Raw genomic sequence first — 26,960 nt, forward strand, 5'->3', positions numbered from 1 at the left:
CGCGGGCCGCGACATCGCCGAAAATACGGCGATGAATGAAACGTCCACCTCCGTCCCCAAGATCGGCTTTGTCAGTCTGGGCTGCCCGAAAGCCCTGACCGACAGCGAGCTCATCCTCACCCAGCTGCGCGCCGAGGGCTACGAGACCTCCAAGACCTTCGCCGGCGCCGACCTGGTGATCGTCAACACCTGCGGCTTCATCGACGACGCCGTCAAGGAAAGCCTGGACACCATCGGCGAGGCGCTGGCCGAGAACGGCAAGGTCATCGTGACGGGCTGCCTGGGTGCCAAGGCCGGCGCCGCCAGCAGCGATGCCGGCAGCCTCGTCCGCGAGATCCACCCCAGCGTGCTTGCCGTGACCGGCCCGCATGCGACGCAGGAGGTCATGGACGCGGTGCACACGCATGTGCCCAAGCCGCACGACCCCTTCGTCGACCTGGTGCCCAGCTACGGCATCAAGCTCACGCCCAAGCACTACGCGTATCTGAAGATCAGCGAGGGCTGCAACCACCGCTGCTCGTTCTGCATCATCCCGAGCATGCGCGGCGACCTCGTGTCCCGCCCCATCGGCGACGTGCTGAACGAGGCCCGCGCGCTGTTCGAGAGCGGCGTGAAGGAACTGCTTGTCATCAGCCAGGACACGTCGGCCTACGGCGTGGACGTGAAGTACCGCATGGGCTTCTGGGACGGCAAGCCGGTCAAGACCCGCATGCTGGACCTCGTCGCCCAGCTCGGCGAGATCGCCAAGCCTTACGGCGCCTGGGTACGCCTGCACTACGTCTACCCGTACCCGCACGTGGACGAAGTGCTGCCGCTGATGGCGCAGGGCCTGGTGCTGCCCTACCTGGACGTGCCGTTCCAGCACGCCCACCCGGACGTGCTCAAGCGCATGAAACGCCCGGCCAACGGCGAGAAGAACATGGAGCGCATCCTGCGCTGGCGCGAAGCCTGCCCGGAGCTGGTGATCCGCTCCACGTTCATCGCCGGCTTCCCCGGCGAGACCGAAGCCGAGTTTCAGTACCTGCTGGACTTCATGCAGGAAGCACAGATCGACCGCGCCGGCTGCTTCGCCTACTCGCCGGTGGAGGGCGCCAGCGCCAACGACATCGCCGGCGCGCTGCCCGACGAGGTGCGCGAGGAGCGCCGTGCGCGCTTCATGGCGGTGGCTGAAGCCGTGTCGGCCGCCAAGCTGCAAAGCCGCGTGGGCCAGACGCTGCAGGTGCTGGTGGATTCCGCCCCGGCGCTGGGCCGCAAGGGCGGCGTGGGCCGCACCTACGCCGACGCGCCCGAGATCGACGGCACCGTGAAGATCCTGCCGCCCGAGAAGGCCAGCAAGACGATGAAGGTGGGCGATTTCGCCCGCGTGCGCATCGTCGCTGCCGACGGGCATGACCTGGTGGGGAGCCTCGTTTGAAGCGGAGCCGGGCCACGACGCTGATCCATCACCCCTACCGCGCCCCCGAAGGCTGGGACGCGGTGCCGGTGCCGGTGGCCAAGGCGTCGACCGTGCTGTTCAAGGACACGGCCGACCTGCACAAGCCCCGGCCGCGTGACGGCCTGACCTACCGCTACGGCCTGCACGGCACGCCCACCAGCTACACGCTGGCCGCGCGCCTGGCCACGCTGGAGCATGCCGAGCACTGCCTGCTGGTGCCCAGCGGCCTGGCGGCGGTGACGCTGCCGTCGCTGGCCATCCTGCGCCCCGGTGACGAGGTGCTGGTGCCAGACAACGTCTACGGCCAGAACCGGTATCTCACCGAATCGTGGCTGCCGCAGTGGGGCGTCACGCACCGCTTCTACGACCCGATGACGGTGCCGGAGCTGCGCGAGAACACCCGGCTGGTCTGGCTGGAAGCGGCGGGCTCCATCACGCTGGAGTTCCCCGACCTGCTGGGCACGCTGGCCGCCTGCCGCGCGCGTGGCGTCGTCACGGCGCTGGACAACACCTGGGGCGCCGGCCTGGCGTTCAACGGCTTCGAGCCGGCGCCACTGACCCACCCAGGCCTGGGCGCCGACATCGTCATGCAGGCGCTGACCAAGTACCCCAGCGGCGGCGCCGACGTGCTGATGGGTTCCGTCTGCACGCGCGACAAACGCCTGCACGACCGACTCAACCACGCACACGAGCACCTGGGCTACGGCCTGGGGCAGAACGATGTGGAGCTGGTGCTGCGCGGCCTGCCGACGCTGCAACTGCGCTATGAGGCGCAGGACCGCGTGACGCGCCAGCTGGCGAGCTGGATGGCCGGCCGGCCCGAGGTGGCGCGGGTCTTCCATCCGGCGCTGCCCGGCTCGCCGGGCCACGAGCATTGGCTGGCCGTCGGCGGTGCGGGCGCGGCCTGCCTGTTCTCGGCGGTGTTCAAGCCCGAGTACAGCGCCCGCCAGGTGGATGCCTTCGTGGACGCGCTGCAGCTGTTCGGCATCGGCTACTCGTGGGCCGGCCCGATGAGCCTGGCGGTGCCCTACGACATGAGCCGCAGCCGCAACCTGCCGCTGCCGTTCGACGGCGGCACGCTGGTGCGGTTTGCGATCGGGCTGGAAGGCGCTGCCGACCTGCAGGCCGACATCGCGCAGGCGCTGTCAGCCCTTGGTTGACACCTTGTGTCGCATCAGCTGGCCCTTCTGGCGAAAGGGCCAACGATCCGCTGGCGCGTCTCGTCAGTCCTTGCGGCCTGTTGATGCGTGCCGCATCAATTGGCCCTTTTCACGCTCCCAGTCGCGCTTCTTCTCGGTCTCGCGCTTGTCATGCTGGGCCTTGCCCTTGGCCAGCGCGATGTCGGCCTTCACGCGGCCGCCCTTGAAGTGCAGGTTCAGCGGCACCAGCGTGAAGCCGCGCTGCTCCACCTTGCCCACCAGCCGCTTGATCTCGGCCTTGTGCAGCAGCAGCTTCTTCGTGCGGTCGGCCTCGGGCGTGACGTGCGTTGACGCACTGCGCAGCGCGTTGATGCGGCAGCCGATCAGGAACAGCTCGCCGTCCTTGATGAGCACGTAGCCGTCGGTGAGCTGCACTTGGCCGGCGCGGATGGCCTTGATCTCCCAGCCCGACAGCACGACGCCGGCCTCGAACTGTTCCTCGATGAAGTAGTCGTAACGGGCGCGGCGGTTCTCGGCAATGGACATGGAAGCGAATTTGGGGGCCGAGGCCCTTCTTACAATCCCGTCATTCTATGAAGCAGGTCAAAAAGTCCGTTCTGCTCTGGTACACGCCGCAGGAGATGTACGAGCTGGTCACCGCCGTGGAGCGCTATCCCGAGTTCCTGCCGTGGTGCAACAAGGTCGATGTGCTGGCGCAGGACGGTGATGCCGTCACCGCGCGCCTGCACCTGGCCTACGCCGGCGTGCGGCATGCCTTCACCACCCGCAACCGCAACGAGACCGGCCGCACCGTGCGCATGGAGCTGGTGGACGGCCCGTTCTCGCACCTGGACGGCGTGTGGCAGTTCCTGCCGCTGAACAAGCCCGGCACGACCGGCGAGCCCAGCGCCTGCAAGATCGGCTTCGAGCTGAGCTACGCGTTCAGCAGCGGCGCGCTGGAGGCCGTCGTCAGCCCCGTGTTCGACCGCATCGCCAACACCTTCGTCGACAGCTTCGTGCAGCGGGCGGAAAGCATCTACGGTGCGCGTTGAGCTGGTCTGGAGCCCGCAGGCGGGCGATGTGCAGCAGCGCTGGCTGGATGTGGCCGACGGCGCCACGATCGAATCGGTGCTGCGCGGCTGCGCCGGCTTCACGCCGCCGCCGGGCGAGTTGCGCGTGGGCATCTGGGGCCGCGTGCGGCCGCTGGACACCGTGCTGCGCGAGCGGGACCGCATCGAGGTCTACCGCCCGCTGACCGTGGACCCCAAGGAGGCCCGCCGGCAGCGCTACGCCAAGCGGGGCGAGCGCATCGTGTCGCGCCACCGGCCCAAGGCCGGCGGCTGAATCACTTGCACTCGCTGGTGATCAGGTTGCGCGCGCGCTCGACCTCGGCCTGGCGCTGCGTGTCGTCCATGAAGACGCGCTCGCCCGCCTCGTTGGTGCGGGTGATGCGGATGCCGCTCTGCAGGTCGCGCAGCTGGGCCTGGGCGCGGCCGCAGTTCTCGCGGCGCGTCTCGGCAAGGCGGCGCTCCTCTTCCTTCTGCTTGGACGCTTCCTTGTCCTGATCCTGCTTCTGGCGGGCGGTCGCGTCCTGCTCGGCCTTGGTGGGGGCGCTCGGGGCAGCGCGGGGCGCGGGTGCGGACGCCGCGGCGCTGGCCGCCATGCCGGCCGGCACCACCGAGATCACGCGCACGGCGTTCGCGGGGCGCTGCAGGATGTCCTTGTCCGGCGTGCCCGACGGCGGCGGGCGGTCGCTGTATTGCACGTTGCCCTTGGCGTCTTTCCACTTCCACTGCGCCTGCGCGGAGGCGGCCAGGACCAGACCGATCAGGGCGACGAAAAAGGGCTTGCAATGCATCGAAGCAGTGTACCCGTGGGGCCTCCGTATAATGCCGCTTTGCGTCTGGAGCTTTCCTCATGCGCCTTCTCGGCAAAGCGCTCACCTTCGACGATGTTCTGTTGGTGCCAGCGTTCTCCCAGGTGTTGCCCCGCGACACCAGCCTTGCGACCCGTCTGTCGCGCAACATTCCCCTGAACCTGCCGCTGGTGTCCGCCGCGATGGACACCGTGACCGAGGCCCGCCTCGCGATCGCGATCGCGCAGGAAGGCGGCATCGGCATCGTGCACAAGAACCTGTCGGCGGAAGCCCAGGCGCGCGAAGTCGCCCGGGTCAAGCGCTACGAGAGCGGCGTCGTGCGCGAGCCGCTGACGATCAGCCCCGACGCCCCGGTGCGCGACGCCGTCGAGCTGACCCGCCTGCATGGCTTCTCGGGCTTCCCGGTCGTGCAGGGCAAGAAGGTCGTCGGCATCGTCACCGGCCGTGACCTGCGCTTCGAGACGCGCATGGACGCCAAGGTCAGCGAGATCATGACGCCCGCGAGCAAGCTCGTGACCGTCAAGGAAGGCGCGTCGCTGGAGCAGGCCAAGGCGCTGATGCATGCCCACAAGCTGGAGCGGGTCGTCGTCATCAACGACGACTTCGAGCTGCGCGGCCTGATGACGGTGAAGGACATCACCAAGCAGACCAGCTTCCCGAACGCGGCGCGTGATTCGCACGGCGGCCTGCGCGTCGGCGCGGCGGTGGGCTTCGGCGAAGACACCGAGCAGCGCGTCGAACTGCTGGTCAAGGCCGGCGTGGACGCCATCATCGTCGACACAGCCCACGGCCACAGCGCCGGCGTGCTGGAGCGCGTGCGCTGGGTCAAGCGCAACTTCCCCGGCGTGGACGTCATCGGCGGCAACATCGCCACCGGCGCGGCCGCGCTGGCGCTGGTGGAAGCCGGCGCTGACGGCGTCAAGGTCGGCATCGGCCCCGGCTCCATCTGCACGACGCGCATCGTCGCGGGCGTGGGCGTGCCGCAGATCACGGCGGTCGACAACGTCGCCACCGCGCTGCGCGGCACCGGCGTGCCGGTCATCGCCGATGGCGGCATCCGCTACTCCGGCGACGTGGCCAAGGCCATCGCCGCGGGCGCGGACTGCATCATGATGGGCGGCGCCTTCGCCGGCACCGAGGAAGCCCCGGGCGAGACCATCCTGTACCAGGGCCGCACGTTCAAGAGCTACCGCGGCATGGGTTCCATGGGCGCGATGGCCAAGGGCAGTGCGGACCGCTACTTCCAGGACACGTCGGCCAACAACCCGAACACGTCCAAGCTGGTGCCGGAAGGCATCGAAGGCCAGGTGCCCTACAAGGGCTCGGTCGTGCAGGTCATCTTCCAGATGGCCGGCGGCCTGAAGGCGTCGATGCACTACTGCGGCTGCGCCACCATCGCCGACATGCAGAACAAGGCCGAGTTCGTCGAGATCACGACGGCCGGCATGCGTGAGAGCCACGTGCACGACGTGCAGATCACGAAGGAAGCACCGAACTACCGTAGCGAGTGAGCTACTGACCGCATGAACGGGGCGATCTGCGAATCGCCCCGTTTCTCATTTCAGAACCACGATGAGCCAGCCCCAGCAACGCACCCCCGCCATGGGTTTCATCATGGCCGCGGTGCTGATCGACATGATCTCCATCGGCCTGATGGTGCCGGTGCTGCCGCACATCGTGGGCACGTTCACGCACAGCAACGACGAGCAGACCGCGGCCTTCCTGCTCGTGACGATGGCCTTCGGCGTGGCCAACTTCCTCGGTTCTCCGGTGCTCGGTGCGCTGTCGGACCGCTTCGGCCGCCGGCCCGTGCTGCTGATCGGTTTTGCCGGCCTGGCGCTGAGCTTCTTCGTGACGGCCATGGCCACCGCGCTGTGGATGCTGGTGGCGGTGCGCCTGTTCTCGGGCGCCATGCAGGCCAACATCGCCATCGCCAACGCCTACGTGGCCGACATCACGCCGCCCGAGGACCGCGCCCGCCGCTTCGGCCAGCTGGGCGCGATGTTCGGCATCGGCTTCATCCTGGGCCCGGCGGTGGGCGGCTGGCTGGGCCACTACGACGTGCACTGGCCCTTCATCGCCGCCGGCAGCATGGCCGTGCTGAACTGGTGCTACGGCTTCTTCGTGCTGCCCGAGTCGCTGCCCCGCGAGCGGCGCACGCCGCTGGACTGGCGCAAGGCCAACCCCGTCTCCGCGCTGCGCGGGCTGGCGGCGCTCAAGGGCGTGGGGCCGCTGGTGTCGGTCATCGCGCTGTCGTCGCTGGCGCAGTTCATGTTGCACATGACCTGGGTGCTCTACACCAAGTTCCGCTTCGGCTGGGGGCCGCTGGAGGTCAGCTGGTCGCTGCTGGTCGTGGGCCTCGTGTCCGTCATCAGCCAGGGCGTGCTGCTCAAGCCGCTGCTGAAGCGTTTCAGCGCGCAGCGGCTGGCCCTCATCAGCATGACGTCCGGCTCGCTGGCCTACCTGGGCTTCGGCCTGGCCACCGAGGGCTGGATGATCTACGTCATCATCGGCCTCAACCTGCTGGGCGGCGTGGGCGCGGCGGCCTTGCAGAGCATCGTCTCCAACGCCGCCGGCCCCGCCCACCAGGGCCGGGCCATGGGCGCCGTGTCCTCGCTGAACAGCCTGATGGCCGTGCTCGCACCCCTGGTGGGGCTGACGCTGCTGGCCCAGGTGTCGCACCGCCCGCCGGCCGACCCGTTGATGGGCCTGCCGTTCTACGCCTGCGCGGCCCTGCAGGCCGCGGCCATGCTCATCACCCTCCGTTTCTTCCGCAGCCAGCCGGCCCCGCAGCCGGCTTGAAAGACGCGCCATGCAACACGACAAGGTCCTCATCCTCGACTTCGGCTCCCAGGTCACGCAGCTCATCGCGCGCCGCGTGCGCGACGCGTCGGTCTACTGCGAGATCCATCCGAACGACGTGTCGGACGACTTCATCCGCTCGTTCGCACCCAAGGCCATCATCCTCAGTGGCAGCCACGCGTCCACCTACGAAGACCATGAGCTGCGCGCGCCGCAGGCCGTGTGGGACGCCGGCGTGCCGGTGCTGGGCATCTGCTACGGCATGCAGACCATGGCGGTGCAGCTGGGCGGCAGCGTCGAGTGGAGCGACCACCGCGAATTCGGCTACGCCGAGGTGCGCGCGCATGGCCACACCAAGCTGCTGGACGGCATCCAGGACTTCGAGACGCCCGAGAAGCACGGCATGCTGAAGGTGTGGATGAGCCATGGCGACAAGGTCGCCACGCTGCCGCCCGGCTTCAAGCTGATGGCCTCCACGCCCAGCTGCCCCATCGCCGGCATGGCCGACGAGGCGCGCGGCTTCTATGCGGTGCAGTTCCACCCCGAGGTCACGCACACGCTGCAGGGCGAGGCGCTGCTGCGCCGTTTCGTGCGCGACATCGCCGGCTGCAAGGGCGACTGGCAGATGGGCAGCTACATCGACGAAGCCGTCGCGAAGATCCGCGAGCAGGTGGGCGACGAGGAAGTCATCCTGGGCCTGTCCGGCGGCGTCGACTCGTCCGTGGCCGCGGCGCTGATCCACCGCGCCATCGGCGACCAGCTGACCTGCGTCTTCGTCGACCACGGCCTGCTGCGCCTCAACGAGGGCCAGATGGTCATGGAGATGTTCGCCGGCCGCCTGCACGCCAAGGTCGTGCACGTGGATGCCAGCGAGCAGTTCCTCGGCAAGCTGGCCGGCGTGACCGACCCGGAGCGCAAGCGCAAGATCATCGGCGCCGAGTTCGTCGAGGTGTTTCAAGCGGAGGCCTCGAAACTCAAGAACGCCAAGTGGCTGGCCCAGGGCACCATCTACCCCGACGTGGTGGAGAGCGGCGGCACCAAGACCAAGAAGGCCACCACGATCAAGAGCCACCACAACGTCGGCGGCCTGCCCGAGACGCTGGGCCTGAAGCTGCTGGAACCGCTGCGCGAGCTGTTCAAGGACGAAGTGCGCGCGCTGGGCGTGGCGCTGGGCCTGCCGGCCGACATGGTCTACCGCCACCCGTTCCCCGGCCCGGGCCTGGGCGTGCGCATCCTGGGCGAGGTCAAGCGCGACTTCGCCGACCTGCTGCGCCGCGCCGATGCGATCTTCATCGAAGAGCTGCGCAACACCATCGACCCGGCCACGGGCAAGAGCTGGTACGCGCTGACGAGCCAGGCCTTCGCCGTGTTCCTGCCGGTGAAGAGCGTGGGCGTCATGGGCGATGGCCGCACCTACGACTACGTCGTCGCGCTGCGCGCCGTGCAGACCAGCGACTTCATGACGGCCGACTGGGCCGAGCTACCGTACTCGCTGCTCAAGCGCACGTCGGGCCGCATCATCAACGAGGTGCGCGGCATCAACCGCGTCACCTACGACGTCAGCAGCAAGCCGCCCGCGACCATCGAGTGGGAGTGACCGAAGGGCGGGGCCGGCGGCCAGCGCGCTAAGCTCGCGGCTCCCACCGGAGCCTCCCGCATGCGTGCCGCCCTCAGCCTTCTCGCCCTCGTCATCGTTGCCGCCATCGTGCTGTCGCTGGCCAAGAAGCAGGCCACGGCGCTGAAGCCGGCGGCTGCCAGCGCGGCGTTGCCGGCGCCGCAGGCCGTGGGCCAGCAGGTGCAGGGCAGCCTCGACGAGGCGGCCCGGCGCGCCGCCGAGGCGGCTGCGTCCGCCACGCAGTGAGGCCGTGCCGGCCCACAAGCTGTTCTTCGCGCTGCGGCCCGACGACGCGACGGCTGAGCGCATTGCGCGTGTCGCCACCGCCGAGCACGCGGCGCGTGGCCTGCCGCCGCGCCTGCGCGCCAGCCGCGTCTTCCACATCACGCTGCATTTCTTCGGCGCGTTCGCTGGCGAGCCGGACGCGAGCCTCGTCGCCACCGCGAGGCGCGCCGCGGCCGAGATCGCCCGGCCGGCGTTCGACCTGGGCTTCGACCGCTTCGCGAGCTGGGGCGATGAACACGCCCGCCAGCACCCCTTCGTGCTGACCGGCGGCCAGGGCCTGGAGGCGGTGCGCGAGCTGCGCGACGCGCTCGTCGAGCGCCTCGTGGCGCATGGCCTGGCGGCACCCGAGCGTGACTACGAGCCGCACCTGACGCTGCGCTACGACAAGCGCCGCGCGCCGGCCTGGCCGGTCGACCTGCCTGGCTGGGTGGCCAGCGAGTTCGTGCTGGTGAAGAGCCCGCAGGGGCTGACGCGGCACGACGTCATCGGCCGCTGGCCACTGCAAGGCTGAGCGGGTCGGCGCCCGGTCCTACAGACCCGTCCGCCGCTCACCGACCGGCGGCGCGCCGCGCTGCCGCCACGATGAGCAGGCCTCGCAAGGAGACCTCGCCATGATCCTCAAGCCCCTCATCGCCCTGGTGGCCACGTCATTGCTGGCCATGAAGCTGGCCCGGCACCTGAACCCGACGCCACGGCGCCTCGTGAAGCATGACCAGCGTCGCCACCGCGACGAGATGCACCGCTGGGAAGGTGAGGGCGGCAACCTGCCGCCGGCGCCACAGCGCTGAAGTGGGTAGCGGACGGCTCAGCCGTCCACCACCGCCTGGGCCAGCGCCCGCACGCTCAGCGGCGCCGAGCCCTCGGCCTTGTTGGAGATGGTGACGAAGCAGTCCTGCCCGGCGCCCGCCGTGCCGCGGATGATGCGGGCGAGCTCGGCACGGGTCTGCGGGTCGGGGTCCAGCATCTCGGTGAACTCGCCGTATTTCTTCTCGGCCTCCTCGTAGCCGTAGGCGCCGTGCAGGCGGTTCAGGTTCCAGCGCGCCACCAGCTGCCCCGGCCACAGCGCGCGCAGCAGCGGCAGCTGCTCGGCCAGGGGCGGCAGCTTGGGGTGCAGGCCCACGCAGTAGCGGGCGCCGGTGTCGCGCAGCAGCGCGACGAAGTCCGGCGTCAGCCAGGCCGCGTCGCGCACTTCCACGGCCAGCACGCCGACCGGTGGCTTGGGGCAGGCCAGCAGCAGCGCATGCAGCAGGTCGAACTGCTCGTTCATGCGCGCGAGCCGGCCACCCGGCAGCGGGCTGAGCTGGAACACCAGCGCGCCCAGCGTCGCACCGAGGCCCTCGTAGGCCGGCTCGATGAAGGTCTGCAGCGTCGTCGCCGGGTCCAGGAACAGCGGGTTGGGCTGCTGACCGCGGCCGTCCTCGTCGCGCAGCAGTGCGTCGGTGACGAGGCTGGGCGCCTTGACGGTGAAGCGAAAGCCGCGCGGCACCTGTTCGGCATGACGCTGGAACTCGCTGGCGGCCAGCGGGCGGTAGAAGCCCCGGTCGATGCCGACGGCGCGCAGCAGCGGGTGGGCCGCGTAGGCCGGCAGCCCGGTGCGCGACAGCGTGGACTCGCTGTGCCGGCCGGCCCACACCAAGCCCTGCCAGCCGGGGTAGCTCCAGGTCGACGTGCCCAGGTGCACCCGCGGCGACAGCCGCTCGGCCAGCACGACGTCCTCGGCCCGCGGCGGCGCGGGCTGCACGCCGCGGGCGGGCTTGCCGGCGGGCGCCTCGGGCGGCGCGCCGAACAGGTCTTCCATCATGGGCGCACGTCCACGCCGGCGGCCGTCAGCGCCGCGCGCAGCGCGCGTGCGAAGGCCAGCGCATGCGGCCCGTCGCCGTGCAGGCAGACGGTGTCGGCGCGCAGCCGCACGGTCTCGCCCGTCACCGCCTGCACGGTGCCGTCGCGCACCATGCGCAGCGTGCGGGCGACGGCCTCGTCCACATCGTCGACCAGCGCGCCGGGCTGGCTGCGCGGCACCAGGCTGCCGTCGGCGCGGTAGCCGCGGTCGGCGAACACCTCGGCCACCGGGCGCAGGCCGGCCCGCACGGCGGCGCGCAGCAGCTCGCTGCCGGCCAGGCCGTAGAGCGCCAGCGAGGGGTCGACGTCCAGCACGGCCGCCGCGATGGCGTCAGCCAGCACCGGGTCGCGCGCGGCCTGGTTGTAGAGCGCGCCGTGCGGCTTCACGTGGTGCAGCGCGCCGCCCTGCGCGCGCACCAGCGCGGCCAGCGCGCCGATCTGGTAGATCAGGTCGGCGCGCACGTCGTCGGGCTTCAGCTGCATCTCGCGGCGGCCGAAGTGCTCGCGGTCGGGGTAGCTGGGGTGCGCGCCGATGGCCACGCCGCGGTCCAGCGCCGCAGCCACGGTGCGCTGCATCAGCCGCGCGTCGCCGGCATGCCAGCCGCAGGCGATGTTGGCAGAGCTGACGAGGGCCAACAGGTCGGCGTCGTCGGGGGCGCCTTCGCCGAGGTCGGCGTTCAGGTCGACATGCATAGCGCGGTGCTCATCTGGTTCAGCAGCAGTTGTTGTTGCCGGAGGGCGGCCACGGCGTCCTCGCGGTTGCAGCGCTCGAAGCGCAGCGTGGCGCCCAGCGGCAGCTGGGCGAGTTTCCACAGGTCGGCGCGGATGACGACGGCGACCTTGGGGTAGCCGCCGGTGGTCTGCGCGTCGGCGAGCAGCACGATGGGCTGGCCCGACGGCGGCACCTGCACGACGCCGGGCAGCACGCCGTGCGAGGCCAGCTCGGCGCCGCGCTCACGCGCGAGCGCCGGGCCGGCCAGGCGGTAGCCCATGCGGTTGCTCTGCGGCGTGACGGTCCAGCCGGTGGACCAGAACGCGTCGGCCGGGAAGTCGTCATGCTCGGGGCCGGGCAGCGCGCGCACGCTGGGCGTCCACACGGGCGGGCGCAGGCCGACGGCGCGCGAGGGCAGGGCGGCGCCGGCGTTCAGCGGCAGGCGGTCACCGTCGCGCAGCGCGCGGCCGTCCAGCCCGCCGAAGTGCGCCTTCAGGTCGGTGCTGCGCGAGCCCAGCGCCTCGGGCACGTTGACGCCGCCGGTGACGGCCACGTAGCTGCGCATGCGCTCGCGCGGTGCGGCGAGCTTCAGCGTCTGGCCGGCGCGCACGCGCTGGCGCCACCAGGGGCGCACGGCGCGGCCGTCGAGCTGGGCGTCGGTGTCGGTGCCGGTGACGGCGATGCAGCTGTCGGCATGAAAGCGCAGCGTGGCGCCGCCCAGCGTGAACTCCAGCCCCGCCGCGCCGGGCGCGTTGCCAACGAGCAGGTTGCCGGCCTGCAGGGCGAACTCGTCCAGCGCGCCGCACAGGCTCAGGCCCCGGTCGCGCCAGCCGGGGCGGCCGAGGTCCTGCACGGTGGCCAGCGGGCCGGCTCGCACGATCTCGATCATGTCGGCACGAAGCGCACGCGGTCGCCGGGCGCCAGCAGCGTGGGCGGCTCGGCTTGCGGGTCGAACAGCGGCAGGGCCGTGCGGCCGATGAGCTGCCAGCCGCCGGGCGTGGCCAGCGGGTAGATGCCGGTCTGCGCGCCGCCTATGCCCACGCTGCCGGCCGGCACCGACAGACGCGGCTCGCGGCGGCGCGGCGTATGCAGCGACTCATCCAGCCCGCCCAGGTAGGCAAAGCCGGGCTGGAAGCCGAGGAAGTAGACGATGTACTCGGCCGCCGTGTGGCGCTGCACGACCTCGTCGGGGCTCAGCCCGCAGTGCGCGGCGACGTCGCCAAGGTCGGGGCCGTCGTAGCTGACCGGGATCTCGACAAGCCGGCCCGGCCGCTGCGCGCGCGGGGGTTGCGCCCACAGCGCGTGCGCTGCGGCCTCCAGGCTGGCGGGGTCGGTGTGCAGCGGGTCGAACACCAGCGTCAGGTTGTTCATGCCGGGGATGAGTGCGTGCACGCCGTCCGCGTCGGCCAGCGCCGCCGCGAGCTGCCACAGGCGCTGCTGCTGCGCCAGCGACGCGGGCGCCGGCAGCGTGCAGCACAGCGCCTGTTCGCCCAGGGGATGGACCGTCAACTCACTCATGGGCGAAAGCATGCCATGGGCGCTGCGGCGGCCGGCCGGACTGCCGGCCTCGCCTAAACTTCTGGCCCGATGACCGACCCCCTCTTCACCCCCGCCGACGAGTACGCCATGCGGCTGGCGCTGGACCAGGCGCACAACGCCTGGCTGGTGGGCGAGGTGCCGGTGGGCGCCGTCATCACGCGCGGCGGCCAGGTCATCGCGACCGGCTACAACCGCCCCATCACGACGCACGACCCGACGGCCCATGCTGAGATCGTCGCGCTGCGCCACGCCGCCACGCTGCTGGAGAACTACCGGCTGCCGGAGTGCGAGATCTTCATCACGCTGGAACCCTGCGCGATGTGCGCGATGGCGCTGATGCACGCGCGCTTCAAGCGCGTGGTGTTCGCGGCCACCGACCCCAAGACCGGCGTGGCGGGTTCCGTCACCGACCTGTTCGCGCTGCCGCAGCTCAACCACCACACGCGCATCGAGCAGGGGCTGCTGGCCGACGCCTCGTCCAAGCTGCTGCGCGACTTCTTCACCGAGCGCCGCGAGGCCGCCCGCGCCCGCCGCGCCGAACGCCAGGGGCTGATCCCCACCGGCGAAGCCACCCACCTGGACGACACCCCATGACGACGCTCACCCTGTTTTCCCCGGCCGGCGCGGTGCAGAAGGCCGATGCGTTGAAGCGCGCTGCCAGGCGGCTCACGGCGCTGGGCTTCGATGTGAGCATCGACGCCGATGCGCTGTCGCGCCAGCAGCGCTTTGCCGGCGACGACGCCGCGCGGCTGGCCGCGCTGCACCGCATTGCCGACGCGGCGCCGTCCGTCGCGCTGGCCTCGCGCGGCGGCTACGGCCTGACCCGGCTGCTGGACCAGATCGACTGGGCGCGCATCGCCGGCAGCGTGGAGCGGGGCACGCGCTGGGTGGGCTACAGCGACCTGACGGCGCTGCAGAACGGCTTCATCGCCCGCCACAAGGGCCTGGCGATGTGGAGCGGCCCGCTGGCCTGTGACGACTTCGGCCGCGCCGAGGCGGACGGCGGCGTAGACGAGGTGACGCAGGACTGCTTCACCGAGGCGATGAGCGGCGCGCTGGAGGCCGTGGGCTTTCGCGCGCCCAGCGCCGAGTTCGACGGTCTGGAGGCGCGCGGCCGGCTGTGGGGTGGCAACCTCACCGTGCTGTGCTCGCTGCTGGGCACGCCGCACTGGCCCAAGATCAAGGGCGGCCTGCTGTTCCTGGAAGACATCAACGAGCACCCCTATCGCGTCGAGCGCATGCTGCTGCAACTGCAGCAGGCCGGCGTCATCGACAACCAGGCGGCCGTGCTGCTGGGCGACTTCAGCGGTGCGGCGAAGACGCCCAATGACCGCGGCTACGGCCTGAAGGACGCGGTCGCCGCGCTACGCGCCCGCACGAAGACGCCGGTGCTGACCGGCCTGCCGTTCGGCCATGTGCGCACCAAGGTGTGCCTGCCGGTGGGCGGCACGGTGGAGCTGTACGTGCAGGGCCGCGAGGCCATCCTGGGCTGGCAGTCGGACCCGCGGCTGGCCCATGCTGCCCACCACGACCACGGGCCCGACTGCGGCGACGACTGCGGCCACCATCACTGAAGTCACAGGGGGTTTTCCTGGCCGTCTTTACGCGCCGGGCCAGCCTGTCTAGACGAGTGGCCCGACTATGATTCCGACCGTCGCCCCGGCTCGTGCCGGGGCGTCTTGTTTTTCGAAGGTGTCGTTGTGGGATCAGTCAGCGGTTGGATGAAGGCGTGCGTGGGCGCAGTCGCGTTCGTGCTGCTCGCCGGCTGCAACAACAGCCCGCATCCGCACGGCGCCGAACGTGAGAACACGCTCTACATGGCGTTCGCCGAGCGCTCGCCGCGCTATCTGGACCCGACGTCCTCCTACGCCGCGCCCGAGAGCACCTACGTCTACGAGATCAGCGAGCCGCCCTACGGCTACCACCCCCTCAAGCGGCCGTACACGCTGATCCCGCGCACGGCAGAGACACTGGCCAAGCCGTACTACCTGGACGCCAAGGGCAACCGCCTGCCCGACGACGCGCCGGACGAGCAGATCGCCGAGGCGGTCTACGACATCGCCATCAAGCCGGGCCTGAAGTGGTCGCCGCACCCGGCGTTCGCGAAGGACGCGCAAGGGCAGTACCGCTATCACCACCTGAAGCCCGGCGAGCTGGGCGACAAGCGCAGCCCGTTCGCGTTCGAGCACCTGGCCACGCGCGAGGTGGTGGCGGCCGACTTCGTCTACGCGCTCAAGCGCCACGCCAGCCCGCGGCTGGAGGCGCCGGTGGCGGCGGTGTTCTCCGAGCACGTCATCGGGCTCAAGGACTACATCGCCACGCTCAAGCGCGAGAGCGAGAAGCAGCTAGCGGGCCTGCCCGAGAACCTGGCCGACAAGCCCTTCCTGGACCTGCGCGGCTGGCCGCTGGCCGGTGCCGAGGCCGTCAACGACCACCTGCTGCGCATCCGCCTGAAGGGCCGCTACCCGCAGTGGCAGTACTGGCTGGCCACCACGTTCACCGCGGCCATCCCGTGGGAAGTGGACGCCTTCTACGCCCAGCCCGGCATGGCCGCCAACTCCATGAGCTGGAACCAGTGGCCGGTGGGCACGGGCGCGTTCATGATGACCGAGTACGTGCAGGACCGCCGGCATGTGATGAGCCGCAACCCCAACTACCGGCTCGAGACCTACCCCTGCGACGGCAGCCCCGGCGATGCCGAGGCCGGCCTGCTGGCCGACTGCGGCAAGCCCATGCCGTTCGTCGACAAGGTCGTCGCCATCAACGTGAAGGAGGCGGTCCCGCGCAAGGAGCTGTTCAAGCAGGGCTACCTGGACCTGCCCGAGATGGACCGTTCGGACTGGGGCGTGAACCTGGCCGTGGACCGCGACGACTCCGACGAGGTGAAGCGCTTCTTCCAGGAGCGCGGCTTCCAGCTGCCGATGAACGTGGACATCACGAACTGGTACATGGGCTTCAACTGGCTGGACCCGGTCGTGGGCCGCGGCGACACGCCCGAGCAGCAGCGCCGCAACCGCGCGCTGCGCCAGGCCATCTCCATCGCCATTGACTGGGAGGAGGGCTACGGCCGCATCTTCCGCGACAAGGGCGGCGACGCCGCCCACGGCCCCATCCCGCCGGGCGTGTTCGGGTCCAGGGAGGGCGAGCCGGGCGAGTTCAACCCGGTGACGCACCGGCTGGTGAACGGCAAGGTCGAGCGCCGCCCGATTGAAGACGCCCTCCAGCTGATGAACGAGGCCGGCTACCCCGGCGGTCGCGACGCAAAGACGGGCAAGCCGCTGGTGCTGAACTACGACTTCCAGCGCGTCGTCACGCCCGAGCTGAAGGCCGAGAACGACTGGCTGATCCGCCAGTTCGCCAAGCTGGGCATCCAGCTGGACATCCGCGCGACCGACTTCAACCAGTTCCAGGAAAAGATCCTGAAGGGCAAGCACCAGATCTTCTGGTGGGGCTGGTTCGCGGACTACCCCGACGCCGAGAACTTCCTGTTCCTGCTGTACGGCCCCAACGCGAAGAGCCTGCACGAGGGCGAGAACACGGCGAACTACGCCAACCCCGAGTTCGACCGGCTCTACCGCAAGCTGCAGTCGCTGGAAGACGGCCCCGAGAAGGCCGCCGTGATGGCGAAGATGAACGACATCGCCCGCCAGGACGCGCCGTGGGCCTGGGGCTACTGGAGTTACTCGGGCCTGGCCTTCCAGCGCTGGCTGCACAACGGCAAGCCGGGCGTCGTCGTGCGCGACCGTGCCCGCTACCTGCGCGTGGACGTGCAGGAGCGCGCCCGCAGCATCGCCGCGTGGAACCAGCCGGTCTGGTGGCCGCTGCTGGTGCTGGCGGCCGGCGGGCTGGCCATCGCCGTGGCGACGCGCCGCGCGTGGGCCCGCCGCGAGACGGCCACGGCCGTGGCGACGGGGGAGGCCGCCTGATGCTGGGCTTCATGCTGCGCCGGCTGGGCTACGGCCTGGCCATCCTGATCGGCGTCAACCTGTTCACCTTCTTCCTGTTCTTCTCGGTCAACACGCCGGACGACATGGCGCGGCTGAACATCGGCGGCAAGCGTGTCACGCAGGCGCAGATCGACACCTGGAAGCAGGAGCGTGGCTACGACAAGCCGCTGTACTTCGACGCCAGCCGCCAGGGCGCCGAGCAGCTCACGCACACCATCCTGTGGGAGCGCTCGGTGAGCCTGTTCGCGCTGGACTTCGGCAAGAGCGACGCGCGCCAGGCCATCAACATCGGCCACGAGGTGAAGGTGCGCATGGGCGTGAGCCTGCAGCTGGCGCTGCCGCTGTTCATTCTGCAGGTCATCGTCAGCGTCGCGTTCTCGCTGCTGCTGGTGTTCTTCCGGCACACGCGCATCGACTTCTGGGGCGTCGTGCTGTGCGTGCTGATGCTGTCCATCAGCAGCCTGTTCTACATCATCGTCGGCCAGTTCCTGTTCGCCCGCGTGCTGAAGCTGGTGCCCATGAACGGCTTCGCGGGCGGGCTGGATGCGGTGCGCTTCCTGGCGCTGCCCATCCTGCTGTCGCTGCTGAGCCGGCTGGGCGGCGAGGCGCGGCTGTACCGCGCGATGTTCCTGGAGGAGATGGGCAAGGACTATGTGCGCACCGCGCGCGCCAAGGGCCTGTCCGAAGGCCGCGTGCTGGGTCGCCATGTGCTGCGCAACGCGCTCATCCCCATCATCACGAGTGCGGGCAGCTACCTGCCGTATGTCTTCCTCGGCAGCCTGGTGTTCGAGAGCTTCTTCGGCATCCCGGGCCTGGGCGCCTTCGTCATCGAGGCCATCACGGGGCAGGACTTCGCCATCGTGCGCACCATGGTCTTCCTCGGCGCGCTGCTCTACATCGCGAGCAATGCGCTGATCGACGTGGCCTACACGTGGGTGGACCCGCGGGTGAGGTTGCAATGAAGCTTGTGCTGCTCTGGACCGACCTCGCGCTGTGGCTGATGGTGGCTGCGGGCGTCGCCTACGCGGTACGCGTGCGCGGCCAGGCCCACCTGCGCGCCACCTGGCAACGCGTGCTGCGCGACCCGGTCGCGGCGAGTGCCGGCGTCGTCATGGCGCTGTTCCTGCTCGTCACGCTGGTGGACAGCGTCCATGTGCGCCGCGCGCTGGAGACGACGGGCGGCGCCACCGTCTACGACACGCGCACGCTGTCCGCGCTGGACCTGCTTCTGGCGCGGCAACTCGACATGCGCGAGGTCAGCTACTCGGTGCCGCTGGGCACGCACGGCTTCAACAAGGAAAGCGTCGTCGATGCCCAGGGCCACGCCGGGCGCGACTATCCGCGGCTGAAGTTCGGCGGCGCGCACCTGGCCGACCCGGCCACGCAATGGGCCGGCGATGTGGGCCGCCGCGCCGCGCTGGGGCTGGCCGGCGGCCTGGCCGTGGCCGCGCTGCTCTTCGGGCTGACAGCCGCCGCGCTGGCCCGCCAGCACCACGGCTGGCGCCACGCGCTGGCCGACCTGGCCGCGGACCGCACCTTCTATCCGCTGCGCGCCGTGCTGATCACGCTGACCGTCGTGCTGTTGCTGGCCGGCCCGGCCCTCGCGCTGATGCCGCACTACCACGTGCTCGGCACCGACCGCACCGGCAACGACGTGCTGGTGCAGGCGCTGAAGAGCGTGCGCACGGCCTTCGTCATCGGCGCGCTGTCCACGCTGGCCACGCTGCCGCTGGCACTCCTGCTGGGCGTGCTGGCCGGCTATTACAAGGGCTGGGTGGACGAAGCCATCCAGTACGTCTACACGACGCTGAGCTCCGTGCCCAACGTGCTGCTCATTGCCGCCTGCGTGCTGATGGTGCAGGTGTTCTTCGACAAGAACCCCGATGCGTTCGAGACGGCGCTGGAGCGCGCCGACCTGAAGATGCTGATGCTGTGCGTCATCCTGGGCCTGACCGGTTGGGCCGGCCTGTGCCGCCTGGTGCGCGCCGAGACCTTGAAGCTGCGCGAGCTGGACTACGTGCAGGCCGCGACGGCCTTCGGCGTGGGCGACGCGGCCATCATGGCGCGCCACATCCTGCCCAACGTGATGCACCTGGTGCTCATCACCGTCGTGCTGAGCTTCTCCGAACTGATCCTGTACGAAGCCGTGCTGACCTACGTCGGTGTGGGCGTGGACCCGACGACCAGCAGCTTCGGCAGCATGATCAACCTGGCCCGCAACGAGATGTCGCGCGACCCTGTGGTGTGGTGGAGCTTCGCCGCGGCCTTCGGCGGCATGGTGAGCCTGGTGCTGGCCGCCAACCTGTTTGCCGACGGCGTGCGCGATGCGTTCGACCCCAAGGCCCGCTCGGCCCGGCCGCGCGTCTTCCGCAAGCGAGGGGCGGACCATGCTTGAGATCGCCGACCTGCGCGTGCAGCTGGATGCCGAGGCGGGCCTCGTGCGCGCCATCGACGGCATGCGGCTGACGCTGGCCCGCGGCGAGACCTTCGCGCTGGTGGGCGAGAGCGGCTGCGGCAAGAGCATGACGGCGCTGGCGCTGATGCGGCTGCTGCCCGAGAACGGCCGCGTGACCGGTGGCGCCGTGACGCTGGACGGGCAGGACCTGCTGGCGCTGCCCGAGCGCCGCATGCGCGACGTGCGTGGCGGGCGGGTGTCCATGATCTTCCAGGAACCGGCCACCAGCCTGAACCCGGTGATGCGCGTGGGTGACCAGATCGTCGAGGCCATCGAGGCGCATACCGACCTGCGCGGTGTGGCCGCGCGCGCCAAGGCCGTCGACTGGCTGCGCCGCGTCGGCATCCCCGAACCCGAGCGCCGCGTCGACGACTACCCCTTCCGCCTGTCCGGCGGCCAGAAGCAGCGCGTGATGATCGCCATCGCGCTCGCCGCCGAGCCCGACTTTCTTGTGGCCGACGAGCCGACGACGGCGCTGGACGTGACCATCCAGGCGCAGATCCTGGACCTCATCCGCGACCTGCAGCGCGAGCGCCAGCTGGGCGTGCTGCTCATCACGCACGACCTCGCCGTCGTCAGCGGCATGGCCCACCGCGTGGCGCTGATGTATGCCGGCCAGATCATCGAGGTCGCCCCGGCGGCCGAGTTCTTCGCCCATCCGAAGCATCCCTACGCGCGGCTGCTGCTGCAGGCCTTGCCCGATGCCGCCCGCCGCGGCGAGCCGCTGGCGGCCATTGCCGGCACCGTGCCGCCGCTGTGGCTGGACTTCGCCGGCTGCCGCTTCTGGCCGCGTTGCGACAAGGCCATGGTGCACTGCGCCGGCACGCTGCCCGCGCTGACCGAGGAGGGGCCGCAGCATCAGGTGCGCTGCCTGCTCTACAGCCAGCCCGGCGACGCACTGCCGCGCCCCGCAGCACAACCCAGGGCGCTGCCGCCCGCGCCGCCTGTCCACGGCGCGCCGCTGCTGGACGTGCGCGACCTGCGCGTGCGCTTCCCGCTGAAGGCGCCGCTGTTCCATCGCGGGCCGCGCCATTTCGATGCGGTCGACGGTGTCAGCTACCAGCTGCATGCCGGCCGCACGCTGGCACTGGTGGGCGAGTCGGGCTGCGGCAAGACGACGTCCGGCAAGGCCATCGTGCAACTGCTGCGCCGCCAGGCGCAGATCAGCGGCCAGGCGCTGTTCGACGGGCAGGACCTGTTCCAGCTCACCGGCAGTGCGCTGGTGCAGGCGCGCCGCAGCGTGCAGATCATCTTTCAGGACCCGTTCGCGTCGCTGAACCCGCGCATGCGTGTGGCCGATGTGCTGGAGGAGGGCCTCATCGCGCTGCGCCCCGAACTGGACGCTGCCGCCCGCCGCGAGCGCCTGCACACGTTGGTCGACCAGGTCGGCCTGCGCCGCGACGCGCTGCAGCGCTGGCCGCACGAGTTCTCCGGCGGCCAGCGCCAGCGCATCGCCATCGCCCGCGCGCTGGCCGTCGAGCCGCGCCTCATCGTCTGCGACGAGCCGACGTCCGCGCTGGACGTGTCCGTGCAGGCGCAAATTCTCAATCTGCTGCGCGAATTGCAGCGCGAGCAGGGCCTGGCCTACCTGTTCATCACGCACAACATCGGCGTCGTCGAGTACATCGCCGACGACATCGCCGTCATGCAGCGCGGCCGCATCGTGGAGCAGGGCGCCTGCGCCGCCGTGCTGGGGCAGCCGGCCCAGGCCTACACCCGCGATCTGCTCGCCGCCGTGCCCCGCCTGGCCCGCTAGCACGCACCTGCGCGTCGCGCAAAGGCAACGTCTAGGGAATTCACTCTAGGGGCGGTAACGTTCGGAAACCCAAGTAAATCAAAGGTTTACGAAGGGGTTCTGGCGCGCTAGGTGCATTTACGGGGCGAGAGCCATGTTGCACCCGCACAAACTGCGGCACCCCAATCTGAGCCCACCGCTCAGGCAAGGAGCGACCCGAACCCCGGGTCAGTACCGCCACGTTACCGGGCGGGCCCGTCGTCTCTTCAGGAGCCTCAATGTTCAAAGTCACCACCATCAGTAGTGCGATTCTGGCGCTGGCCGCCGGGTCCGCGCTGGCCCAGGAATCCCAGAAGCTCGAACGCATCCAGATCACCGGTTCGAGCATCAAGCGCGTCGAATCCGAGACGGCGCTGCCCGTGACGGTCATCTCGCGCGAATCCATCGAGAAGTCCGGCGCGACCAACGTCGAAGACATCCTGCGCCGCCTGTCGGTGAACTCCGCCCAGCTGTCCGACTCCACGCAGGGCGCCGGCTACGCCACCAGCAACGCCAACCTGCGCGGCCTGGGTGCCAATTCCACGCTGGTGCTGCTGAACGGCCGCCGCCTGGCCGGCCACCCCTTCGGCTCCATCGGCGGCTCGGTCGCGGTGGACCTGAACAGCATCCCCTTCGCCGCCATCGAGCGCATCGAAGTGCTGCGTGACGGCGCCTCCGCCATCTACGGCACCGACGCCGTCGCCGGCGTCATCAACTTCATCACCCGCAAGGACTACGACAAGGGCGAGCTGACGGTGCGCTACGGCACGCCGGAGAAGAACGTCGGCGGCAAGGAGAACGGCGGCTCGATCGCCTTCGGCACCGGCAACCTGGACAAGGACGGCTACAACTTCCTGGTCACCGCCAACATCAAGGAACAGACCCGCCTGGAGGCCGTCAAGCAGGCGTGGTACTCGCGCCATGCGACCGAAGTCCCCGGCTCCGCGCCCCCGACCTCGTTCCGTGCCTACCCGGGCCGCTTGATGGACATCGGCATCTCGCCCGGTGCCTACACGAACCCCGGCGCCAACATGTCGGCCTGCGATCCGGTCAACACCGTCATCCAGCTCGGCGGCAAGACGCCGAACGGCGTGGATGACGTCAAGCGCTGCCGTGCGATCTACGCGGCCATGCTCGACAACCTGCCGGACAGCACCAAGACGGACCTGTTCGCACGCGGCACGTTCCGTATCGATGCCGACAACCAATGGTTCATCGAGGCCTCCGCGGCCCGCAACCACACCACCGGCCGTGCAGCGCCGACGCCGATCGACGGCACGGCGATGAAGGTGCGTGCCGACGGCTCGTACCCGAACGTGCTGATGCCCGTCACCAGCAAGTACTTCCCGACCGCGCTGCTGACTCGCCTGGGTTACACGCCCGCCGACTACGTGTCGGCCACCATCGGTGGCGTCGGCTACACCGAAATCGCGTACCGCTCGCTGGATCGCGGCAACCGTGTCAGCGACAACAACAACGAGCAGTACCGTGTCGTCGTCGGCGCCACCGGCCTGTTCTCGGGTTGGGACTACGACGTCGGCCTCAATGTCGCGCAGGCGCGCGGCACGCTGAACTACAGCGGCTATCTGCTGGAAGAGCCGTTCCTCAAGGCGATGGCCACGGGCAACGTCAACCCCTTCGGCCCCAACGACGCCGCTGGCGTTGCGCTGCTGGACGGTGCTGCGCTGGAAGGCAAGGTCCGCCAGTCCAAGGGCACCACCGTCGTGCTGGACGCCAAGTTCAGCCGCGAGCTGATGAAGATGGACGGCGGCATGATGGCCGTCGCCGTCGGCATGGACCTGCGCCGCGAGAAGGCTGACGACAATCCCACCAACATCGAGTACTCCAAGGGCTCGCACATCGGTGGCGAAGGCTCCGTGCCGGCCACCTCGGCCAGCCGCAACATCTCGGCCATCTACAGCGAACTGTCCATTCCGTTCGCCAAGGGCTGGGAAGCCGCCGTGGCGGCCCGCTACGACAAGTACAGCGATTTCGGCGGCAGCTTCAACCCGCGCGTCGCGCTGCGCTTCCAGCCCAGCAAGGAAATGCTGTTCCGCGCCAGCGCCGGCACCGGCTTCCGCGCACCGACGCTGTGGGACGTCAACAGCCCCGTGTCCAACACCAACACGGCCGACCCGCAGACCGATCCGGAATGCCCGGTGGCGCCTGACGCGCAGGGCAATCTGGTTCCCCAGTGCAACACGCAGTTCAACGTGCGTCTGTCCAGCGACAAGAACCTGAAGCCCGAGAAGAGCCGCCAGTTCGCCTTCGGCGCCGTCTTCGAACCCATCCGTGACCTCAGCATCGCCATCGACTACTGGAACATCCAGAAGAAGGACCAGATCGGCGTCATCAGTGGCGACACGCTGATGGCTGAGCCCGGCCTGTACGCCAAGTACAAGGCGCGTGTGCGTCGTGCGCCCAACGGCTTCATCTCCTACATCGAGACGCCGGTCGAAAACCTGGGTGAGCTGAAGACCTCCGGCATCGATATCGACATCAAGTCGGGTCTGCAACTGGGCACCTTCGGCAAGCTGGGTGTCGGCTTCGCGGCCACGCGCACGCTGAAGTATTCGCTGCAGAACGGCAAGGACCTGCCGTTCACCGACTACGTCGGCAAGTCGCTGGGCGGCAACCCGCCGGTGCCGACCTGGCAGCACACGCTGTCGTTCGACTGGACGCTGGGCAGCTGGAACGTCGCGCTGGAGAACGTGTTCACCAAGGGCTGGGAAGAGTCGGCCGCCGTGGTCAACACCAACCTCGGCGTGGACGCTCCCTACCAGGTCAAGAACACCAGCCGCTGGAACCTGGCCGTCAGCTACCGTGGCTTCAAGGACCTGCGCCTGGCGCTGGGCGCCCGCAACGCCTTCGACCAGGACCCGCCGTTCGTCGCCTCGTCCAGCTACGGCTCGCACGCCGCCGGCTTCGCCGGTTCGTTCGCCGATCCGCGCGGCCGTTTCATCTACGGCACGGTCACTTACCAGTTCAAGTGAAACCTGCTGTTGCCAGCCCGGCCTGAGGGCCGCTGGCAGCAACCACAAAGGGGAGCGCGCCGGGCACGCTCCCCTTTTTTACGCAAAAGTTCACGGATGAGTGCCGTCAGGCGCCGCGCCAGCCCGCCGTTCGTCGCCATTTCCTGTCTTTTTGTATCGAGCTGCTTGTAATCAGCCTGTTTCGGCTGTCCGGGTTAGCCCCAAGAGGAGGGGCGGAGCGCAGGGCTAAGATGACGGCATGGCCAAGTCTGGCCGTGAGATGTGGTTTTTCTACATCTTGTTCGTGGCGAAGAAACGCGTGCCCGACGGCTCAAGCCACCGGGCGTTTTTTTTGGCCAGAACAGGTGTAAAGAAAGCTTGCATCCCCGGCCAACTGCGTGTTTTCAACGAGGCGGGAGCGCTCTCTCCGCGATCTAGAATGCACGCCCTTCGGGACCTCGTAGACGGTGGGGTGCAACTTCCTCCGTTCCACAGTGGCCGCATTCCTGAAAGAAGTCATTGACTGTGATTTGTAGTTGCAAGAAGGAGCGCGCATGAATTTTGCGCAGGAGAAGCAGGGCGCGTCCCGGTTCACGGGCTTCGGCATCGTGGTCCTGATCCACGTCGTGGCCATCTACGCGCTTGCCAGCGGCCTGGCTCGCGATATCGTCAAGAAGGTCACCGGCCCGATCGACGTGAAGGTCATCGAGGAGAAGGTCAAGCCGCCGCCGCCGCCTGAAAAAGTGGTGCCGCCGCCGCCGGATCTCAAGGCCCCGCCGCCGCCTTTCGTGCCGCCGCCTGAGTTCCAGGTGACCGCACCGGCGCCGCCGGCCCCTCCGATGCAGTCGACGCAGGTCGCGCCGCCCGCCACGGACGTCATCCGTCCGCAGCCGGCTCCGGCCCCCGCGGCGCCGCCGGCAGCCCCCAAGCCGACCAAGATCACGGCCGGCATGGTCTGCACCAAGATGGGCAAGCTCGAAGCGCCCGCGGTCAACTGGAGCGGTGAAGCGCTCTACAAGGCCGTTGCTACCGTCAAGGACGGTCGCGTGACGGGTGTCGAGATCACCGCACTTCGCGGTGGCGTGGACCGCAAGGCCCAACGCACGTTGACGCAAGCCATCGTGCAGCACTTGCAGGAAACCTACGAGTGCCCGGGCAACCACGTCTTCGAACAAGAGTTCCAGTTCAAGATCGACTAATCGTCTTGAACGGCGCGCTCCCGCAGGGGCGCATCCAGAACGTATCAAACCAGAATCTTTCCCTAGGAGTTGACTCCATGATTTCTCGCATCACCGGCTTCCTGGCCGCCATCGCCATGGCCGCGACCCTGGCCGCTTCGCCCGTCCACGCGCAAGATCAGAAGCCGGCCGACGCCGCCTCGGCCGCTGCAGTCGACGCTGCTGCCGCTCCCGCCCCCGCTCCCGCCGCTTCCAAGCCGGCCGAGAACCCGTACGCCCTGTCGAACATCATTGCCCACGGCAACGTCGTCGACCAGGCCGTGCTGGTGCTGCTGGGCATCATGTCCATGGGTTCGTGGTACATCCTGGTTGTCCGCCTGTGGGACACCGCCAAGCTGTCGTCCGAAGCCAAGGAAGTCCGCGCCACCTTCTTCAAGAAGCCCAGCCTGGCCGATGGCCTGAAGGGCCTGAAGGAAGAAAGCGCCTTCCGCTACATCGCTTCCACCGCCATCGAGGCTTCGGAGCACCATGAAGGCGCGCTGACCGAGAACATCGACCACAGCAGCTGGGTGACGATGAACGTCGACCGCGCCGTTGCCGACGTCAACACCAAGATCTCCGCCGGCCTGGGCTTCCTGGCGACCGTCGGTTCGACCGCTCCCTTCATCGGTCTGTTCGGCACGGTGTGGGGCATTCTGAACGCGCTGACCGCCATCGGTCTGGCCGGCCAGGCTTCCATCGACAAGGTCGCCGGCCCCGTGGGCGCCGCTCTGATCATGACCGCTATCGGCCTGTTCGTCGCCGTGCCGGCCGTGCTGGGCTACAACTGGCTGGTCAACCGCAACAAGTCGGTCATGAGCCAAGTCCGTTCCTTCGCCGGCGACCTGCACGGCGTGCTGATGGGCAACCGCGCCGTCGCCAAGCGCTAATCCCTGAGCTGAAGCTCGCACAGGAGCCAATGCCATGGGCATGAACGTCGGATCCTCTTCCGGCGATGAAGATGTGGTCTCTTCCATCAACACCACGCCCCTCGTGGACGTGATGTTGGTGCTGTTGATCATCTTCCTCATCACCGTGCCGGTGGTGACGCAGTCGATTGCCGTGACTCTCCCCAAGGAGACCAACGTCATTCGCGTCACGAAGCCGGAAAACATCGAAATCTCGGTCAGCAAGGACGGCGACGTCTACTGGGGTACCAAGCTGGTTCCTGACATGGAGGAGCTGGTGAAGCGCCTCGGCAAGGAATCGGTCAAGAACCCGCAGCCCGAGGTGCACATTCGCGGTGACGACAAGTCCCGCTACGAGTCGGTCGGTCGCGTGATCTTCGCCAGCCAGCGTGCAGGCATCATGAAGGTCAACTTCGTCACCGAGCCGCCGGCTCGCAACTGATCC

The 26,960-nt window shown here is 69.3% G+C and carries 26 protein-coding genes; 20 read left to right on the forward strand and 6 right to left on the reverse strand.

The window, feature by feature from the left end; all coding sequences use genetic code 11:
* Window positions 1–31 precede the first annotated feature (31 nt).
* Entirely contained in the window at window positions 32–1,414 is a 1,383-nt protein-coding gene (gene rimO, locus AC1Q7O_RS03950) for a 30S ribosomal protein S12 methylthiotransferase RimO (protein ID WP_492659166.1), read from the forward strand.
* Window positions 1,411–2,595 carry a PLP-dependent transferase gene (locus AC1Q7O_RS03955; RefSeq protein ID WP_492659167.1) on the forward strand — a complete coding sequence of 395 codons (1,185 nt, stop codon included), beginning with the start codon at window positions 1,411–1,413 and terminating at the stop codon, window positions 2,593–2,595. Before rimO ends, AC1Q7O_RS03955 begins: the two co-directional genes overlap by 4 nt.
* Before the next feature lie 63 nt (window positions 2,596–2,658).
* On the opposite strand, the gene smpB is transcribed toward AC1Q7O_RS03955, so the two are convergent.
* Complete coding sequence (smpB, locus tag AC1Q7O_RS03960; protein ID WP_492659168.1) at window positions 2,659–3,120, reverse strand: SsrA-binding protein SmpB; 462 nt, start codon at window positions 3,118–3,120, stop codon at window positions 2,659–2,661.
* Window positions 3,121–3,167: 47 nt separating this feature from the next.
* Here smpB and AC1Q7O_RS03965 point away from each other — a divergent pair, with 47 nt between their 5' ends.
* Entirely contained in the window at window positions 3,168–3,626 is a 459-nt protein-coding gene (locus tag AC1Q7O_RS03965; RefSeq protein WP_492659169.1) for a type II toxin-antitoxin system RatA family toxin, read from the forward strand.
* Window positions 3,616–3,918: an RnfH family protein gene (locus tag AC1Q7O_RS03970; protein ID WP_492659170.1), complete on the forward strand. Its 303-nt coding sequence runs from the start codon at window positions 3,616–3,618 to the stop codon at window positions 3,916–3,918. Before AC1Q7O_RS03965 ends, AC1Q7O_RS03970 begins: the two co-directional genes overlap by 11 nt.
* Before the next feature lies 1 nt (window position 3,919).
* On the opposite strand, the gene AC1Q7O_RS03975 is transcribed toward AC1Q7O_RS03970, so the two are convergent.
* Window positions 3,920–4,432: a DUF4124 domain-containing protein gene (locus tag AC1Q7O_RS03975; protein WP_492659171.1), complete on the reverse strand. Its 513-nt coding sequence runs from the start codon at window positions 4,430–4,432 to the stop codon at window positions 3,920–3,922.
* A 59-nt stretch (window positions 4,433–4,491) separates the two neighbouring features.
* Between AC1Q7O_RS03975 and guaB the strand changes: the two genes are divergently transcribed.
* From guaB to AC1Q7O_RS04005, 6 genes are all read left to right on the forward strand, one after another.
* A complete protein-coding gene (gene guaB / locus AC1Q7O_RS03980; RefSeq protein WP_492659172.1) occupies window positions 4,492–5,961 on the forward strand; it encodes an IMP dehydrogenase in 1,470 nt (489 codons plus the stop codon).
* 61 nt (window positions 5,962–6,022) lie between these two features.
* A complete protein-coding gene (locus AC1Q7O_RS03985) occupies window positions 6,023–7,252 on the forward strand; it encodes an MFS transporter (RefSeq protein WP_492659173.1) in 1,230 nt (409 codons plus the stop codon).
* Window positions 7,253–7,262: 10 nt separating this feature from the next.
* Window positions 7,263–8,849: a glutamine-hydrolyzing GMP synthase gene (gene guaA, locus AC1Q7O_RS03990; RefSeq protein WP_492659174.1), complete on the forward strand. Its 1,587-nt coding sequence runs from the start codon at window positions 7,263–7,265 to the stop codon at window positions 8,847–8,849.
* A 60-nt stretch (window positions 8,850–8,909) separates the two neighbouring features.
* A complete protein-coding gene (locus tag AC1Q7O_RS03995) occupies window positions 8,910–9,113 on the forward strand; it encodes a hypothetical protein (RefSeq protein WP_492659175.1) in 204 nt (67 codons plus the stop codon).
* Window positions 9,114–9,117: 4 nt separating this feature from the next.
* Window positions 9,118–9,663, forward strand: coding sequence for a 2'-5' RNA ligase family protein (locus AC1Q7O_RS04000; protein ID WP_492659176.1), 546 nt, complete (start codon window positions 9,118–9,120; stop codon window positions 9,661–9,663).
* Window positions 9,664–9,763: 100 nt separating this feature from the next.
* The gene (locus AC1Q7O_RS04005; RefSeq protein ID WP_492659177.1) at window positions 9,764–9,940 is read left to right on the forward strand and encodes a hypothetical protein; all 177 of its coding nucleotides are present in this window, start codon (window positions 9,764–9,766) and stop codon (window positions 9,938–9,940) included.
* Between the two features lie 17 nt (window positions 9,941–9,957).
* Here the strand turns inward: AC1Q7O_RS04005 and AC1Q7O_RS04010 are convergent, their stop codons facing one another.
* Genes AC1Q7O_RS04010 through pxpB form a run of 4 tightly spaced genes read right to left on the reverse strand, consistent with a single transcriptional unit; the run spans window position 9,958 to window position 13,221 of the window.
* A complete protein-coding gene (locus tag AC1Q7O_RS04010) occupies window positions 9,958–10,953 on the reverse strand; it encodes a DUF72 domain-containing protein (protein WP_492659178.1) in 996 nt (331 codons plus the stop codon).
* The gene (gene pxpA, locus AC1Q7O_RS04015; RefSeq protein ID WP_492659179.1) at window positions 10,950–11,684 is read right to left on the reverse strand and encodes a 5-oxoprolinase subunit PxpA; all 735 of its coding nucleotides are present in this window, start codon (window positions 11,682–11,684) and stop codon (window positions 10,950–10,952) included. The genes AC1Q7O_RS04010 and pxpA overlap by 4 nt, the downstream gene beginning before the upstream one ends.
* A complete protein-coding gene (locus tag AC1Q7O_RS04020; protein WP_492659180.1) occupies window positions 11,669–12,592 on the reverse strand; it encodes a 5-oxoprolinase subunit C family protein in 924 nt (307 codons plus the stop codon). The genes pxpA and AC1Q7O_RS04020 overlap by 16 nt, the downstream gene beginning before the upstream one ends.
* A complete protein-coding gene (gene pxpB / locus AC1Q7O_RS04025; RefSeq protein ID WP_492659181.1) occupies window positions 12,589–13,221 on the reverse strand; it encodes a 5-oxoprolinase subunit PxpB in 633 nt (210 codons plus the stop codon). The genes AC1Q7O_RS04020 and pxpB overlap by 4 nt, the downstream gene beginning before the upstream one ends.
* Before the next feature lie 69 nt (window positions 13,222–13,290).
* Here pxpB and tadA point away from each other — a divergent pair, with 69 nt between their 5' ends.
* From tadA to AC1Q7O_RS04075, 10 genes are all read left to right on the forward strand, one after another.
* Complete coding sequence (gene tadA, locus AC1Q7O_RS04030) at window positions 13,291–13,836, forward strand: tRNA adenosine(34) deaminase TadA (RefSeq protein ID WP_492659182.1); 546 nt, start codon at window positions 13,291–13,293, stop codon at window positions 13,834–13,836.
* Entirely contained in the window at window positions 13,833–14,816 is a 984-nt protein-coding gene (locus AC1Q7O_RS04035) for an LD-carboxypeptidase (RefSeq protein WP_492659183.1), read from the forward strand. Before tadA ends, AC1Q7O_RS04035 begins: the two co-directional genes overlap by 4 nt.
* Before the next feature lie 147 nt (window positions 14,817–14,963).
* A complete protein-coding gene (locus AC1Q7O_RS04040) occupies window positions 14,964–17,168 on the forward strand; it encodes an ABC transporter substrate-binding protein (protein ID WP_492659184.1) in 2,205 nt (734 codons plus the stop codon).
* Window positions 17,168–18,151, forward strand: coding sequence for an ABC transporter permease (locus AC1Q7O_RS04045; RefSeq protein WP_492659185.1), 984 nt, complete (start codon window positions 17,168–17,170; stop codon window positions 18,149–18,151). Before AC1Q7O_RS04040 ends, AC1Q7O_RS04045 begins: the two co-directional genes overlap by 1 nt.
* The gene (locus AC1Q7O_RS04050; RefSeq protein ID WP_492659186.1) at window positions 18,148–19,584 is read left to right on the forward strand and encodes an ABC transporter permease; all 1,437 of its coding nucleotides are present in this window, start codon (window positions 18,148–18,150) and stop codon (window positions 19,582–19,584) included. Before AC1Q7O_RS04045 ends, AC1Q7O_RS04050 begins: the two co-directional genes overlap by 4 nt.
* Entirely contained in the window at window positions 19,577–21,400 is a 1,824-nt protein-coding gene (locus tag AC1Q7O_RS04055) for an ABC transporter ATP-binding protein (protein WP_492659187.1), read from the forward strand. Before AC1Q7O_RS04050 ends, AC1Q7O_RS04055 begins: the two co-directional genes overlap by 8 nt.
* A 257-nt stretch (window positions 21,401–21,657) precedes the next feature.
* Window positions 21,658–24,411 carry a TonB-dependent receptor plug domain-containing protein gene (locus AC1Q7O_RS04060; RefSeq protein ID WP_492659188.1) on the forward strand — a complete coding sequence of 918 codons (2,754 nt, stop codon included), beginning with the start codon at window positions 21,658–21,660 and terminating at the stop codon, window positions 24,409–24,411.
* A 605-nt stretch (window positions 24,412–25,016) separates the two neighbouring features.
* Window positions 25,017–25,589 carry a hypothetical protein gene (locus AC1Q7O_RS04065; RefSeq protein WP_492662663.1) on the forward strand — a complete coding sequence of 191 codons (573 nt, stop codon included), beginning with the start codon at window positions 25,017–25,019 and terminating at the stop codon, window positions 25,587–25,589.
* A gap of 77 nt (window positions 25,590–25,666) precedes the next feature.
* Window positions 25,667–26,497 (forward strand): MotA/TolQ/ExbB proton channel family protein, encoded by an 831-nt coding sequence (locus tag AC1Q7O_RS04070; RefSeq protein ID WP_492659190.1) that lies wholly within the window; start codon window positions 25,667–25,669, stop codon window positions 26,495–26,497.
* Between the two features lie 34 nt (window positions 26,498–26,531).
* A complete protein-coding gene (locus AC1Q7O_RS04075) occupies window positions 26,532–26,957 on the forward strand; it encodes an ExbD/TolR family protein (RefSeq protein WP_492659191.1) in 426 nt (141 codons plus the stop codon).
* Window positions 26,958–26,960 lie beyond the last annotated feature (3 nt).

This window comes from Roseateles sp. GW823-FHT07B05 (assembly GCF_058794515.1).

Excerpts from the sequence above, each read along its gene's own strand:
- AC1Q7O_RS03995 (WP_492659175.1), top strand. The coding sequence starts at position 8,910 with ATGCGTGCCGCCCTCAGCCTTCTCGCCCTCGTCATCGTTGCCGCCATC.
- AC1Q7O_RS04035 (WP_492659183.1), top strand. The coding sequence starts at position 13,833 with ATGACGACGCTCACCCTGTTTTCCCCGGCCGGCGCGGTGCAGAAGGCC.
- rimO (WP_492659166.1), top strand. The coding sequence starts at position 32 with ATGAATGAAACGTCCACCTCCGTCCCCAAGATCGGCTTTGTCAGTCTG.
- AC1Q7O_RS04050 (WP_492659186.1), top strand. The coding sequence starts at position 18,148 with ATGAAGCTTGTGCTGCTCTGGACCGACCTCGCGCTGTGGCTGATGGTG.
- AC1Q7O_RS04070 (WP_492659190.1), top strand. The coding sequence starts at position 25,667 with ATGATTTCTCGCATCACCGGCTTCCTGGCCGCCATCGCCATGGCCGCG.
- guaA (WP_492659174.1), top strand. The coding sequence starts at position 7,263 with ATGCAACACGACAAGGTCCTCATCCTCGACTTCGGCTCCCAGGTCACG.
- pxpB (WP_492659181.1), bottom strand. The coding sequence starts at position 13,221 with ATGAGTGAGTTGACGGTCCATCCCCTGGGCGAACAGGCGCTGTGCTGC.
- AC1Q7O_RS03965 (WP_492659169.1), top strand. The coding sequence starts at position 3,168 with ATGAAGCAGGTCAAAAAGTCCGTTCTGCTCTGGTACACGCCGCAGGAG.
- AC1Q7O_RS03975 (WP_492659171.1), bottom strand. The coding sequence starts at position 4,432 with ATGCATTGCAAGCCCTTTTTCGTCGCCCTGATCGGTCTGGTCCTGGCC.
- smpB (WP_492659168.1), bottom strand. The coding sequence starts at position 3,120 with ATGTCCATTGCCGAGAACCGCCGCGCCCGTTACGACTACTTCATCGAG.
- AC1Q7O_RS04010 (WP_492659178.1), bottom strand. The coding sequence starts at position 10,953 with ATGATGGAAGACCTGTTCGGCGCGCCGCCCGAGGCGCCCGCCGGCAAG.
- AC1Q7O_RS04045 (WP_492659185.1), top strand. The coding sequence starts at position 17,168 with ATGCTGGGCTTCATGCTGCGCCGGCTGGGCTACGGCCTGGCCATCCTG.
- AC1Q7O_RS04055 (WP_492659187.1), top strand. The coding sequence starts at position 19,577 with ATGCTTGAGATCGCCGACCTGCGCGTGCAGCTGGATGCCGAGGCGGGC.
- AC1Q7O_RS04040 (WP_492659184.1), top strand. The coding sequence starts at position 14,964 with ATGAAGGCGTGCGTGGGCGCAGTCGCGTTCGTGCTGCTCGCCGGCTGC.
- AC1Q7O_RS04075 (WP_492659191.1), top strand. The coding sequence starts at position 26,532 with ATGGGCATGAACGTCGGATCCTCTTCCGGCGATGAAGATGTGGTCTCT.
- tadA (WP_492659182.1), top strand. The coding sequence starts at position 13,291 with ATGACCGACCCCCTCTTCACCCCCGCCGACGAGTACGCCATGCGGCTG.
- AC1Q7O_RS04020 (WP_492659180.1), bottom strand. The coding sequence starts at position 12,592 with ATGATCGAGATCGTGCGAGCCGGCCCGCTGGCCACCGTGCAGGACCTC.
- AC1Q7O_RS03985 (WP_492659173.1), top strand. The coding sequence starts at position 6,023 with ATGAGCCAGCCCCAGCAACGCACCCCCGCCATGGGTTTCATCATGGCC.
- guaB (WP_492659172.1), top strand. The coding sequence starts at position 4,492 with ATGCGCCTTCTCGGCAAAGCGCTCACCTTCGACGATGTTCTGTTGGTG.
- pxpA (WP_492659179.1), bottom strand. The coding sequence starts at position 11,684 with ATGCATGTCGACCTGAACGCCGACCTCGGCGAAGGCGCCCCCGACGAC.
- AC1Q7O_RS04060 (WP_492659188.1), top strand. The coding sequence starts at position 21,658 with ATGTTCAAAGTCACCACCATCAGTAGTGCGATTCTGGCGCTGGCCGCC.
- AC1Q7O_RS04005 (WP_492659177.1), top strand. The coding sequence starts at position 9,764 with ATGATCCTCAAGCCCCTCATCGCCCTGGTGGCCACGTCATTGCTGGCC.